General features: G+C 61.5%; 13 protein-coding genes. 10 read left to right on the top strand and 3 right to left on the bottom strand.

Annotation, left to right across the window (positions count from 1 at the left end; genetic code table 11):
* Window positions 1-10 precede the first annotated feature (10 nt).
* Entirely contained in the window at window positions 11-721 is a 711-nt protein-coding gene (locus tag CIT25_RS15075) for a purine-nucleoside phosphorylase (protein WP_095485323.1), read from the top strand.
* On the opposite strand, the gene CIT25_RS15070 is transcribed toward CIT25_RS15075, so the two are convergent.
* A complete protein-coding gene (locus tag CIT25_RS15070; protein WP_095485322.1) occupies window positions 718-1,023 on the bottom strand; it encodes a ribbon-helix-helix domain-containing protein in 306 nt (101 codons plus the stop codon). The two genes, CIT25_RS15075 and CIT25_RS15070, sit on opposite strands and share 4 nt — an antisense overlap.
* Before the next feature lie 262 nt (window positions 1,024-1,285).
* On the opposite strand from CIT25_RS15070, the gene CIT25_RS15065 reads away from it, so the two are divergent.
* From CIT25_RS15065 to CIT25_RS15055, 3 genes are all read left to right on the top strand, one after another.
* A complete protein-coding gene (locus CIT25_RS15065; RefSeq protein WP_095485321.1) occupies window positions 1,286-1,681 on the top strand; it encodes a VOC family protein in 396 nt (131 codons plus the stop codon).
* Window positions 1,682-1,761: 80 nt separating this feature from the next.
* On the top strand, window positions 1,762-2,292 hold the full coding sequence (locus tag CIT25_RS15060; RefSeq protein WP_095485320.1) for a Twin-arginine translocation pathway signal: 531 nt from the start codon (window positions 1,762-1,764) through the stop codon (window positions 2,290-2,292).
* Between the two features lie 46 nt (window positions 2,293-2,338).
* Window positions 2,339-3,910, top strand: a complete 1,572-nt coding sequence (locus CIT25_RS15055) for a GMC family oxidoreductase (protein WP_095485319.1) — start codon at window positions 2,339-2,341, stop codon at window positions 3,908-3,910.
* A 71-nt stretch (window positions 3,911-3,981) separates the two neighbouring features.
* Here CIT25_RS15055 and CIT25_RS15050 read toward each other — a convergent pair whose 3' ends face one another.
* A complete protein-coding gene (locus CIT25_RS15050) occupies window positions 3,982-4,377 on the bottom strand; it encodes a hypothetical protein (protein ID WP_095485573.1) in 396 nt (131 codons plus the stop codon).
* Between the two features lie 301 nt (window positions 4,378-4,678).
* Here CIT25_RS15050 and urtA point away from each other — a divergent pair, with 301 nt between their 5' ends.
* The 6 genes from urtA (at window position 4,679) to CIT25_RS15015 (ending at window position 11,138) form a co-directional block, all read left to right on the top strand.
* Entirely contained in the window at window positions 4,679-5,989 is a 1,311-nt protein-coding gene (urtA, locus tag CIT25_RS15045; RefSeq protein WP_095485318.1) for an urea ABC transporter substrate-binding protein, read from the top strand.
* Between the two features lie 125 nt (window positions 5,990-6,114).
* Window positions 6,115-7,731: an urea ABC transporter permease subunit UrtB gene (urtB, locus tag CIT25_RS15040; protein WP_095485317.1), complete on the top strand. Its 1,617-nt coding sequence runs from the start codon at window positions 6,115-6,117 to the stop codon at window positions 7,729-7,731.
* On the top strand, window positions 7,728-8,960 hold the full coding sequence (gene urtC / locus CIT25_RS15035; RefSeq protein WP_095485316.1) for an urea ABC transporter permease subunit UrtC: 1,233 nt from the start codon (window positions 7,728-7,730) through the stop codon (window positions 8,958-8,960). Before urtB ends, urtC begins: the two co-directional genes overlap by 4 nt.
* 3 nt (window positions 8,961-8,963) lie before the next feature.
* On the top strand, window positions 8,964-9,710 hold the full coding sequence (urtD, locus tag CIT25_RS15030; protein WP_095485315.1) for an urea ABC transporter ATP-binding protein UrtD: 747 nt from the start codon (window positions 8,964-8,966) through the stop codon (window positions 9,708-9,710).
* 70 nt (window positions 9,711-9,780) lie between these two features.
* Window positions 9,781-10,476 carry an urea ABC transporter ATP-binding subunit UrtE gene (gene urtE / locus CIT25_RS15025; protein ID WP_095485572.1) on the top strand — a complete coding sequence of 232 codons (696 nt, stop codon included), beginning with the start codon at window positions 9,781-9,783 and terminating at the stop codon, window positions 10,474-10,476.
* Window positions 10,477-10,961: 485 nt separating this feature from the next.
* Window positions 10,962-11,138, top strand: coding sequence for a hypothetical protein (locus CIT25_RS15015; RefSeq protein ID WP_095485313.1), 177 nt, complete (start codon window positions 10,962-10,964; stop codon window positions 11,136-11,138).
* A 38-nt stretch (window positions 11,139-11,176) separates the two neighbouring features.
* Here CIT25_RS15015 and CIT25_RS15010 read toward each other — a convergent pair whose 3' ends face one another.
* On the bottom strand, window positions 11,177-12,328 hold the full coding sequence (locus tag CIT25_RS15010) for a GGDEF domain-containing protein (RefSeq protein WP_095485312.1): 1,152 nt from the start codon (window positions 12,326-12,328) through the stop codon (window positions 11,177-11,179).
* Window positions 12,329-12,410: the final 82 nt, after the last annotated feature.

Genomic DNA, 12,410 nt, shown 5'->3' with positions numbered 1-12,410 from the left:
GGAGCATGCCGTGACGCCGCACAACGAGGCAGGCAAGGGTGATTACGCCGCAACAGTGCTGTTGCCAGGCGATCCGCAACGCGCCGAATGGATGGCGCAAACCTTTCTGGAGGCGCCGCGCTGCGTCAACCGTCGCAGGGAGGCCCTCGGTTTTACCGGCCTGTTTCGCGGTAAGCCCGTCAGCATCCAGGCAACGGGCATCGGTGTCCCGTCATTCCTGATCTACGTGCATGAGCTGCTCGATTTCTACGGCGTCAGGACGCTGATCCGCACCGGTACCTGTGGCGCTCTGACCGCCGGGCTGAAACTGCGCAGCCTGGTGGTCTCGCAGTCGGTGCGAGGTGAGAGTGCAGAGAGCGGCCAGGTTTTCGGGCTCTACAACGATGTTGCCGCCCCTGATCCGGCACTATTCGTCCGCGCCTTGGCCAAGGCTGCCGAACTCGACATCGAGCATCAGGCCGGGCTGACGGCCTGCAGCGACATATTCTATCATCCGGAGGGACGCGACCGCTTTGCCGAGGCGCAGGCCCATGGCGCGCTCGCCGTGGATATGGAGACCAGCGCGCTCTATCGCATCGCAGCACATTTCGGCGCCCGGGCGCTGTCGATCCTGACTGTCGTCGACAATGTGGTGACCGGCGAGCAAACCGACTATTCCGAACGCCAGGCGCTTTTCACTGACATGACCCGGCTGGCGCTCGATGTTGCAGCCGAAAACTAGGCTGCTTGCCGCTTAGGCGCCGTGTGTTCTTCGATACCTGGCCGATGGCCTTTCAGATAGAGAGCGCAGGTCGTGCGCAACATCGACGCGAAGTTCGGAATCTGGCCGTTGATCTCGATAACCTCGTCATAGAGCTTCGAGATGAATTTCGGCGTCGTCAGACCCTGGCTGTCGGCGATCTCGTCGAGCAAAGCCCAGAACGTCGCCTCAAGCTGGATGCTGGTCGAGTGCCCGTCGATGCGGATCGACCGGTTGATCTGTCGGTAGCCCTCCGGATCCTGCCCGGCAAAAACCCTGCACATCGGTTACCTCCCTTCTTGTTGGCTTTGGCCATTCTTGTTGATTTTTGGGCGCAATCAGCAGTGATTCGCGCCTTTGAGCAGTGCCTATCGTGGCCAATTATCTTCAGCTGGAAAGCGGAAAACAGCAATCGGACTTTCGTCCTTAAGCAGTATGCCACGCCGTCGTTAGATTAGCGCGTGGTAATCGGCTGCCACCATCTTTGCCGAAACCCGCGCATAATCATGCCGACGCGCATATGGCGCTGCTGCAACGGAGTGTCATTTGGCGAAGGCGATTCACACCATGATCCGGGTTCTGGAAGAGGCTCGGTCCGTCGATTTCTACCGGAAAGCCTTTGGGATGGATGTCGCCGAACGGCTCGATTTCGATACTTTCACGCTCGTCTATCTGAGCAATGCCGAGGCGGAGTTCGAGGTCGAGCTCACCGTCAACAAGGGCCGTGAAGAGCCTTATGCGCTCGGCGATGGCTACGGGCATCTCGCGGTTTCGGTCATCGATCTGGACAGCGAACACGACCGGCTGGGCGCGCTTGGCCTGAACCCGAAAAAGATCGTCGAGTTCAATCGCGACGGAGCGCCGTTCGCGCGCTTCTTCTTCATCGAAGATCCCGACGGCTACAAGATCGAGGTCCTGCAGCGTCGGGGCCGGTTCAAATAGGAGATATCGCGGCCGCGCCGGCCAGCGCGGCGCCAGCCACGGCACCTTCACGGTGCAAATAGCAAGCAAGGGAGGAACAAATGGTCACCATCTACGAGAAAAAGCCTGGGCTGTCGCGCCGCGAGCTTCTGAAACGCGGCAGTGTCGGCGCATTGCTGGTCATTTCAGGCAGCGCCGTCATCAGTCCGGAACATGCCTGGGGTCTCCAAACATCCGCGCTCAAGCCCGAAACCATGGCGACCCTGATCCAGATGGCGCGCGACATCTATCCGCACGACCAGGTGCCTGACAAATATTACGCAATTGCCGTCAAGGCCCACGATGAGCAGGCCGACAAAGACCCGGCCCACAAGGATCTCATCGAAAAGGGCATCGCCGATCTCGACTTGAAGTCTGGCAAGGACGGCTACACCGGTCTTGGCTGGGAGGAGCAGCGCGTTGCCGTGCTGAGAGAGATCGAGGACACGCCGTTCTTCCAGGCGGTCCGCGGCGGACTTGTAGTCGGCCTCTACAACCAGAAGGAGGTCTGGCCGATTTTTGGCTACGAAGGCGAGTCCTACTCCAAGGGCGGCTACATGGCGCGCGGGTTCGACGACATCGAGTGGCTCTGAGCCCTCTCGTCGCAACTGCACACAACAGACATCATGGGAGGAAACCATGGCAGCACCATTTGATCTTAAGAACGATGGCGTGGTCGTCATCATCGGCTCGGGCGCCGGCGGCGGCACGCTCGGCAATGAACTCGCCCAGAAGGGCATCGATGTCATCATCCTGGAGGCGGGCGCCCGCCACGAATACGAGGATTTCATCAACGACGAGTGGGATTCATTCGCCCAGCTCGCCTGGACGGACAAGCGCACGACCTCGGGCGACTGGCGGGTGGCGAAGGATTTTCCAAACTTGCCGGCCTGGATCGTCAAGTCGGTCGGCGGTTCGACCACGCACTGGGCGGGCGCCTCGCTGCGTTTGCAGGAGCACGAATTCAAAACGCTCTCGACCTACGGAAAGCTGGAAGGCGCCAACCTGCTCGACTGGCCGATCACGCTTGCCGATCTTGAACCCTACTACGCAAAGGCCGAAGACAAGCTCGGCGTGACGCTCACCAACAACATCCCAGGCCTTCCCGGCAACAACAACTTCAAGGTGATGAAGGCCGGCGCCGACAAACTCGGCTACAAGGAGTGCCACACCGGCCGGATGGCGATCAATTCCGAGCCGCGCGACGATCGCAATGCCTGCCAGCAAACCGGCTTCTGCTTCCAAGGCTGCAAATGGGGCGCCAAGTGGTCGACCCTGTATACCGAAATCCCGAAGGGCGAGGCGACCGGTCATCTCGAGGTCAGGCCGAATGCCATGGCGATCAAGATCAACCACGATGCGTCAGGCAAGGTGACCGGCGTCGTCTATGCCGACAAGGACGGCAAGCTTCAGGAACAGAAGGCCCGCATTGTCGCGGTCGCCGGAAACTCGATCGAGAGCCCACGGCTGCTGCTCAATTCGGCATCGAGCCAGTTTCCCGACGGCCTTGCCAATTCGTCAGGGCAGGTGGGCAAGAACTACATGCGCCACACCACGGGCTCCGTCTACGGCGTCTTCGACAAGCCGGTGCATATGTATCGCGGCACCACCATGGCCGGGATCATCCGCGACGAAGCTCGCAACGATCCCTCGCGCGGCTTCGTCGGCGGCTACGAGCTGGAGACGCTGTCGCTCGGCCTGCCGTTCATGGCCGCGTTCCTCAATCCCGGCGGCTGGGGACGTTCCTTCACCACGGCGCTCGATCACTACGACCATATGGCCGGCATGTGGATCGTCGGCGAAGATATGCCGCGCGAGGAAAACCGCATCACCCTGCATGCCGATATCAAGGACGAGCACGGCATGGCGGTGGCGGACGTTCATTTCGACGACCATGCCAATGACACCGCGATGCGCAACCACGCCTACAAGCAGGGCTCCGCGCTGTACGCGGCGGTGGGCGCGACGCGGACTTTCCCGACGCCGCCCTATCCATCGACCCACAATCTCGGCACCAACCGGATGAGCGAGAAGGCGGCCGACGGCGTCGTCAACAAGCACGGTCAGGCACACGACATCAAGAACCTGTTCGTGTCGGACGGCAGCCAGTTCACCACCGGCGGCGCCGAAAATCCAACTTTGACGATCGTGTCGCTGGCGATCCGTCAGGCCGATTATATCGCTGAACAGATGTCGGCTAAGAGCATCTAGCCTAGCCCTCCCGGCTGTCTGTCTGCTGGCGCGGAGCCTCGCAAGGTTCCGCGCCTCTTCTTGTCGGCTGCTCAACGTTTCGTGCAGGTCGAGGCGGTGAAGGCGCCGTCAGGCTGCTTCATGATGATGTCGAAGGATGGGCTGGTTTGGCCGTCCAGGGTGGCTTGCGTAAGCGAGATCGAGTTGCCGCCGGTCGTGTAGCCGCCCAACGGGCCCAGCCATGTGATCTCGCCGTTTGCATTCATCTGATAATTGTAAGCCTGCGGAGCGGTCCCGAAGGTCACCGGGCCGCTATAGACGTTTCCTTTGATGGTGATATCGCCAAGGCTGAGGAACATGCCAAGCAGATAGACTTCGCAGTGATAGGTGCCGTCGGGCAATTTGCCGTCGGTGAAGTCGGCGTGTGCGCCGCCGGTGGCCGCAGCCAGGAGCACTATGCTGAAAATACGAGAAATCCTGGGGGCCATGACGTCGCTCTTTTGAAGATCGAGCTTGCCCCATTTTCCTGCAGCGCTGCAACGGTTCGCGATCGTCGATGTGTCGTTGCTCAAAAAAAGTGCATTAGTTGGCATGTGAGCAAAATTTAGGCGGCGGCGGGTCATTTTCTCTCAAGCGGAACACGGGCGGCGGCGCTCATCTTTAGCGGCTAATATATTAACCGGCTGATAGAGCTAGGAAATCTCACCCCACTCAATTTTGCTCCTGCGGTTGGCACAGCCGTTGCATGTTCTGTTTGCGATGCGATCAACCAGCTTGGGAGTTTGAAATATGAGGGGCAGTTTCTCGACAATAACAAAAATGTTTTCGGCAGGCGTGGTCACGGCCGGCCTGCTGATGAGCGTCCCCGCCAGAGCGGCTGACGACACGATCAAGGTGGGCATTCTCCATTCGCTGTCGGGGACCATGGCGATTTCGGAGACGACGCTGAAGGACGCCATGCTGATGCTCATCGAAGAGCAGAATGCAAAGGGCGGCCTGCTTGGCAAGAAACTCGAAGCGGTCGTCGTCGATCCGGCTTCCAACTGGCCGCTGTTCGCCGAAAAGGCGCGCGAGCTGATCTCCAAGGACAAGGTCGCGGCGGTGTTCGGTTGCTGGACGTCAGTGTCGCGCAAGTCGGTGCTGCCGGTGTTCAGCGAGCTCGACAACATCCTGTTCTATCCCGTCCAGTATGAGGGCGAGGAGAGCGAACGCAACGTGTTCTACACCGGTGCGGCGCCGAACCAGCAGGCCATTCCGGCCGTCGACTATCTGATGAGCGAGGATGGCGGTTCGGTGAAGCGCTGGGTGCTTGAAGGCACCGACTACGTCTATCCGCGCACCACCAACAAGATCCTCGAGGCCTATCTGAAGGCCAAGGGCGTCGCCGCCGAAGACATCATGGTCAACTACACGCCGTTCGGCTTCTCCGATTGGCAGACCGAGGTCTCGGCGATCAAGAAGTTCGGCTCGGCCGGCAAGAAGACCGCCGTCGTCTCGACCGTCAATGGCGACGCCAACGTGCCGTTCTACAAGGAACTCGGCAACCAGGGCATCAAGGCCGAGGATATCCCGGTCATGGCCTTCTCGGTCGGCGAGGAAGAGCTTGCCGGTCTCGACACCACGCCGCTCGTCGGCCATCTCGCCGCCTGGAATTACTTCCAGAGCATCGACACGCCGGAGAATGCGAAGTTCATTGCCGACTGGCACAAGTTCATCAAGAACGACAAGCGCACCACCAACGACCCGATGGAAGCCCACTATGTCGGCTTCAACATGTGGGTGAAGGCTGTCGAGAAGGCCGGCACCACTGATCCTGACAAAGTCATCGACGCCGTGGTCGGCGTCTCGGTGCCGAACCTGACCGGTGGTTATTCGACCATGATGCCGAACCACCACATCACCAAGCCGGTGCTAATCGGCGAAATCCAGGCCGACGGCCAGTTCGAGACCGTCTCGCAGACGCCCGGCCTGGTGATGGGCGACGAGTGGTCCGACTACTTGCCTGATTCCAAGGACCTGATCTCCGATTGGCGCGCGCCTCTGTCCTGCGGCAACTTCAATGTCGCTACCGGCAAGTGCGGCGGCAAGGGAACCAACTGATCCTCCCGGGTCTGACGGTCGTGGATTTCTCCACGACCTAGACCGCGAAGCGTCCGGGCGAGCTCCTCCTCTCCTCGAGTCCGCCCGGACGCGAATTTCAACCCTTCGAGAGCCTCCAGAAACCGATGACCTTCATCCGCGCAATTGGGCTGACGCTGCTGCTCCTCTTGGGGATGCTGTCGCCGTCGAATGCTGCCGAAGCGGATCTGCGTGCCATCATCGCCAAATTCGCCACTGCCTCGAATTTTTCGGCGATCGAAGCTGTCGTGCGCGAGCTCGCGGCCACCGGTGATACCGCCGTCGAGCGCCCGCTTGGCGCGCTTGCGGAGGGCGATCTTTACGTCCGCAAGACCGATTCGCAGGTTTTCATCGGTAAGGAAGGTGGCGGTAGCGTTGAGCTGCTCGACCCGCTGAGCGGTGAAAAGTCCGGCGATGCGGCCAAGGGCGAGATCACCAAGATCAAGGTCAACAATACGCTGCGCCGCGCCGTCCGCGATGCTTTGGGCACGCTGACGCTCGGCGCGAAAGACCCGGCTGCGCGCATCGCTGCCGCTGACACCATGTTCAAGACGCCCGATGCCACAAATATCGAGCCACTCGATGCCGCAATCGCCAGCGAAACGGTGGCAAGCGTCAAAGCGCTGCTCGAACAGGCCCGCGCCGCATCCGTTCTGGTGTCGGACAGGCCGGAGGCCGACAAGCTGGCGGCGATCGCCCTGATCGGCGCGCGCGGCGACCGCGACGCGCTGTCCCTGCTCACCTCCGTCGAGGCCAATTCCGAGGGCGCGGTCAAGGACGCGGCGACGGCGGCGATCGCCAACATCAATTCGACGCTGGCGCTGTGGGATGCTGGCCAGAACATCTGGTACGGCATTTCGCTGGGGTCGGTGCTGCTGCTGGCAGCGATTGGCCTTGCCATCACCTTCGGCGTCATGGGTGTCATCAACATGGCGCATGGCGAAATGGTGATGCTCGGCGCCTACACGACCTTTGTCGTGCAGGAAGTGATCCGCAATTCCTTTCCCGGCCTGTTCGACTGGTCGCTGGCCATCGCACTGCCGCTCGCCTTCCTCGTCGCGGCGCTCGTCGGCCTCGTCATCGAACGCGGCGTCATCCGTTTCCTCTACGGCCGCCCGCTGGAGACGCTGCTGGCGACATGGGGTGTCTCGCTGATCCTGCAGCAGGCCGTGCGCACCATCTTCGGGCCGACGAACCAGGAAGTCGGCAATCCGTCATGGATGTCCGGTTCGTTCGATATCGGCCAGCTTGCCGTGACCTGGAACCGGCTCTGGATACTGGTATTCTCGCTCGGCGTGTTCGCGGTGCTGCTCTATGTGATGAAGCGCACGCCCTGGGGCCTGCAGATGCGCGCCGTCACCGCCAACCGCCGCATGGCCGCGTCGATGGGCATCAGAACGCCATGGGTCGACGCGCTGACCTTTGCATTGGGGTCCGGCATAGCTGGCATTGCCGGCGTCGCGCTCAGCCAGATCGACAATGTCTCGCCCAATCTCGGCCGCGGCTACATCATCGACAGCTTCATGGTCGTCGTCTTCGGCGGCGTCGGCAATCTCTGGGGCACGCTGGTCGGTGCCTTCTCGCTCGGCATCGTCAACAAGTTCCTCGAACCATATGCCGGTGCAGTCCTCGGCAAGATCGTCGTCCTGGTCCTCATCATCCTGTTCATCCAGAAACGCCCGCGCGGCCTGTTCGCGCTGAAGGGCAGATCGGTGGAAGCATGATCACGGGACGCTTCTTCGCCGCTGGCGCCGACCGCCGCATCGCCATCACGATCTTCATCCTGCTGACGGTCGCCATCGTCGTGCCGCTGCTCAATCTTGCGGTCTCGCCGACAAGTGCGTTCTACGTGCCGTCCTATATCGTCGCGCTTACCGGGAAATATCTCTGCTACGCGCTGCTCGCCTTGGCGCTCGATCTCGTCTGGGGCTATTGCGGCATCCTCTCGCTCGGCCACGGCGCCTTCTTCGCGCTCGGCGGCTATGCGATGGGCATGTACCTGATGCGCCAGATCGGCTCGCGCGGCGTCTACGGCAATCCGCTGCTGCCGGATTTCATGGTGTTCCTGAACTACAAGGAATTGCCGTGGTTCTGGTACGGTTTCGACCATTTCTGGTTTGCCGCGATCATGGTGCTTGCGGTGCCCGGCCTGCTCGCCTTCGTCTTCGGCTGGTTCGCCTTCCGCAGCCGCGTCACCGGCGTCTATCTGTCGATCATCACCCAGGCGATGACCTATGCGCTGCTGCTCGCGTTTTTCCGCAACGACATGGGTTTCGGCGGCAATAATGGCCTGACCGATTTCAAGGATATTCTCGGCTTCAACGTGCAGGCCGATGCAACACGCTCGGCATTGTTCGCGGCCGGCGCCGTCACGCTCGCGCTCGCCGTCTACGTCACCTGGGCAATCGTCGGTTCAAAATACGGCAAGCTGCTGATGGCGGTGCGCGACGCCGAGAGCCGCACGCGCTTTCTCGGCTGGCGGGCGGAGAACGTCAAACTGTTCGCCTTCACCGTGTCAGCTGTCATGGCCGGCATTGCCGGTGCGCTCTACGTGCCGCAGGTCGGCATCATCAATCCGGGCGAGTTCGAACCGTCCAATTCGATCGAGGTCGTGGTATGGGCGGCCGTCGGCGGGCGCGGCACCATCGTCGGGCCGATCATCGGCGCGCTCGTGGTCAATGCCGGCAAATCCTGGTTCACCGGCGTGCTGCCGGAGTTCTGGCTGTTTGCGCTGGGCGGACTGTTTGTCGCCGTCACGCTGTTCCTGCCCAAGGGCATTATCGGCATGTGGGATTCCTGGCGCGGCAATGCCAAGGCGCTGCGCGCGGCATCCATCGCCGAGGAAGCCGGCACCGATCCTGACGTCCCGGCGCCGCCGAAGGTCGTTCGCGGTGCCGCGAGAACGCCTGGCGACTGGTCTGGATCCAGCCCCGAACCGCAGCCGGCGGAGTGAGCGATGTCGAAGAGCAACACCATCCTCTATCTCGACGGCGTCTCAGTTTCCTTCGACGGCTTTCGCGCCATCAATAATCTGTCGCTGGTGCTCGACAAGGGCGAGATGCGCGCGATCATCGGCCCCAACGGCGCCGGCAAGACCACGATGATGGACATTGTCACCGGCAAGACGCGGCCCGACGCGGGCGAGGTTTATTTCGACGGCGAGGTCGACCTGACGAAACATGACGAGGCCGAGATCGCCATGATGGGCATCGGCAGGAAATTCCAGAAGCCGACCGTCTTCGAAAGCCACACGATCGAGGAGAATCTGATGCTGGCGCTGAAAGGCCCGCGCTCGATCTTCCCGGCACTGTTCCATCGCCGGTCGGCCGCGGAAGTGCGGCAGATCGACGACATCCTCGGCATCATCCGGCTCGGCGACAAACGCGACGAAATCGCAGCCAATCTCAGCCACGGACAAAAGCAATGGCTGGAGATCGGCATGCTGCTGGCGCAGGATCCGAAGCTGCTGCTGGTCGACGAACCGGTCGCCGGCATGACCGATGCCGAGACCGAGGAGACCGCGCGGCTGCTCAAGGATATTGCGCGCGACCATTCGGTCATCGTCGTCGAGCACGACATGCATTTCGTGCGCGAGCTCGGCGTCAAGGTCACCTGCCTGCACGAAGGCTCGGTCTTGTCCGAAGGCTCGCTCGATTTCGTCTCGGCCGACGAGCGTGTCGTCGAAGTCTATCTGGGGAGATGATCATGGTCTGGCGCGTTCCGTTTCATCATTTCGACCTTTCGTTCTTCAGGCGTTGGAGAAGGCGCTGACCATGCTCGAAGTCTCCAACGCCACGCTCCACTATGGCGCCGCCCAGGCGCTGCGCGGCGTCTCGCTGAAGGCCGGCGCGGGCAAGATCACCTGCGTGCTCGGCCGCAACGGCGTCGGCAAAACCAGTTTGATGAGATCGATCGTCGGCCACCACCGGCTGACGAGCGGAAGTGTTGCCTTCGAGGGGAAGGCGCTCGACCGGAGCGCGGCGTATGATCGCGCCCGGTCGGGCATCGCATTCGTGCCGCAGGGCAGGGAGATCTTCCCGCTGCTCACTGTGCGGGAAAACCTCGAATCGGGCTTTGCGCCATTGAAGCGCGCCGATCGCAACATTCCCGGCCACATCTTCGAATTGTTCCCGGTGCTGAAGCAGATGCTCGGCCGCCGGGGCGGTGACCTTTCCGGCGGCCAGCAGCAGCAGCTTGCCATCGGCAGGGCGCTGGTGATGCGGCCGAAGCTGCTGGTGCTCGATGAGCCGACCGAAGGTATCCAGCCGTCGATCATCAAGGATATCGGCCGCGCCATCCGCTATCTGCGCGACCAGGCAGGCATCGCCGTGCTGCTGGTCGAACAGTACCTCGATTTCTGCCGTGAACTGGCGGACGAGGTCAACATCATGGATCGCGGCTTGATCGTCCACACCGGCCCGGCCGAGGATCTCGACCGCGCGGACGTCCGCAAGTTCCTGACCGTCTAGTTGCAAACCTCCAGGATTAGCCGAAACATCTCTCCCGTCGTCATCCTAGGGCGAAGCAAGGAGCGAAGCGACGCGGCGCAGACCCCAGGATCCATGCCGCGCCGTCGGTCAAAGAATGCAGCGGTCAAGAACAGAAGCCGTTTTTCCGGCGCACACCATCCTGGATTCTGTGCCGTTGTGACGCTCGGAAGTTTCGGCATGGATCCTTGGGTCTTCGCTCCGCTTCGCGTCGCTACGCCCAAGGATGACGAAATCACAAAGGCCTACGAGATTTTCTTCAATCACATCGTTTGCAACTCTAGCGCGCCGAAGATTGCATGCTAGGCTTTACTTGGCCTTGTTGAGTCGGCCGCTTTCCGTATCAGTCTCGTTGACAGATCAAGGTGAGGCGCGGGCTCAGCTGGCATGTTCCATGCGAGCAACCCTCTTCCTGCGATCTGATCGTTGTTCAATGCATTTTGGGGCACTTGGGCCCGGGACAGCCGATGGAACGTTATGTCGAGGACTACCAGAAACGACGGCTCACCGAGCGCGTTGACATCATGACCGCCATCAACATTCTGAAATCGCAGGGATATGATCACGACGAGCTGATTGCGGAGATCACCAAGGTCTTTTACGTCGATCTCGATGCCTACAACGAGGTCGTCATGGCGGCATAAGAGCTGGCGGAGGGGCGGCTGCCCGTGCCGCCAAGCGGCTAGCTCGCGCGTCGGAATGTCGAAGCCTCGACGCGGTTGCGACCGCCGCGCTTAGCAGCATAGAGCGCCTTGTCGGCGGCGCTGAGCACCTTGTCGAAGCTCATGCCGTCATTGCTGCCGAAAGCGTATCCGGCGCTGACCGTACATGTCAGGTGACGGGTTTCGGTCTCGATGACACGCGCGGCGAAGGCGGTGCGTATACGCTCGGCGGTGAACTCCACCGCTTCGGGCAGGGTGCGCTTCAGAACCAGCGCGAATTCCTCTCCGCCCATGCGCGCGGCGACATCGGTCGGGCGAAGGTTCTCGACGAGTTCCTTGGCGAACACCTTCAGCACCTGATCGCCCGTGGCGTGGCCGAATTCGTCATTGATGGCCTTGAAGCCGTCGAGGTCGAACACGACCACCGCCGTGAAAGCCCCGATCGGGGCGCCGCCGTTGAGGTCGAACAGAGCGCGGCGATTGAGCAGGCCGGTCAGCGGATCGGTCAGCGCATCCAGACGGTGATGTCGGGCCAGGCGGCCCTGGTTGAGCGCCAGCGAAAGGGCACCGATGCCAGTCATGCTGGCGATGACGATGACGAGGCTCAGATCCTCGGCCCAGTTGCTCGGCGCATGTCCGAGGACAAGCTTCCCATCCCACGCAAGAGCCACGGCACACAGCACAAAGGAAACGCCGGTGGTCGAGTAGAGCACGGAGAGGCCGATGATCGGGACTGGGGCTTCGGCGCGCCCGATCCAGTACTGATAGGCCGTTGCAAACAGAAGCAGGGCGGCAAGGAGATTTTCGAACATGAAGCCGAGCCCGTCATATCCGAGCGCCATCGGCGGCAGCGCCAGGGCAAGCGAGATGCAGCTGCCGAGAACCGTCAGCGGGATCGGCGATCGGCCTGACCTGAACTGGTAGGCGGCACCCAGCATGGTCGAGAACCCAACCAGGAGCAGCGCGAACGTCGCAATGCCGAGGATGCGTCCGGGCGTCTCGATATAGTCCTGGTAGATAAAAACATCGCCGACGACCAACAAAGCGCTGATCGCCCATGTTAGCAGGAACTTTTCCGTTCGTGCCGTCAGCCAGATGCCGAACAACGTCAGGCTCAGGCAGGCGGCGGAAAAACCGACAGCCAGCAGAAGTGAGTGGTAGTCGAGCGACATGCCCTAACCCGCGGCTGCCCTAGCTCCGCGGATTCATGCAGCAAGGAGGTATCGATAAGGTTACGATGGTGATGAAGATGTC

This window comes from Mesorhizobium mediterraneum (assembly GCF_002284565.1).
Classification (GTDB): domain Bacteria; phylum Pseudomonadota; class Alphaproteobacteria; order Rhizobiales; family Rhizobiaceae; genus Mesorhizobium; species Mesorhizobium mediterraneum.
The sequence above is the reverse complement of the archived record's forward strand: the minus strand, read 5'-3'. Positions and strand labels throughout refer to the sequence as shown.

Excerpts from the sequence above, each read along its gene's own strand:
- CIT25_RS15070 (WP_095485322.1), bottom strand. The coding sequence starts at position 1,023 with ATGTGCAGGGTTTTTGCCGGGCAGGATCCGGAGGGCTACCGACAGATC.
- CIT25_RS15060 (WP_095485320.1), top strand. The coding sequence starts at position 1,762 with ATGGTCACCATCTACGAGAAAAAGCCTGGGCTGTCGCGCCGCGAGCTT.
- CIT25_RS15055 (WP_095485319.1), top strand. The coding sequence starts at position 2,339 with ATGGCAGCACCATTTGATCTTAAGAACGATGGCGTGGTCGTCATCATC.
- CIT25_RS15050 (WP_095485573.1), bottom strand. The coding sequence starts at position 4,377 with ATGGCCCCCAGGATTTCTCGTATTTTCAGCATAGTGCTCCTGGCTGCG.
- urtA (WP_095485318.1), top strand. The coding sequence starts at position 4,679 with ATGAGGGGCAGTTTCTCGACAATAACAAAAATGTTTTCGGCAGGCGTG.
- urtB (WP_095485317.1), top strand. The coding sequence starts at position 6,115 with ATGACCTTCATCCGCGCAATTGGGCTGACGCTGCTGCTCCTCTTGGGG.
- urtC (WP_095485316.1), top strand. The coding sequence starts at position 7,728 with ATGATCACGGGACGCTTCTTCGCCGCTGGCGCCGACCGCCGCATCGCC.
- urtD (WP_095485315.1), top strand. The coding sequence starts at position 8,964 with ATGTCGAAGAGCAACACCATCCTCTATCTCGACGGCGTCTCAGTTTCC.
- urtE (WP_095485572.1), top strand. The coding sequence starts at position 9,781 with ATGCTCGAAGTCTCCAACGCCACGCTCCACTATGGCGCCGCCCAGGCG.
- CIT25_RS15015 (WP_095485313.1), top strand. The coding sequence starts at position 10,962 with ATGGAACGTTATGTCGAGGACTACCAGAAACGACGGCTCACCGAGCGC.
- CIT25_RS15010 (WP_095485312.1), bottom strand. The coding sequence starts at position 12,328 with ATGTCGCTCGACTACCACTCACTTCTGCTGGCTGTCGGTTTTTCCGCC.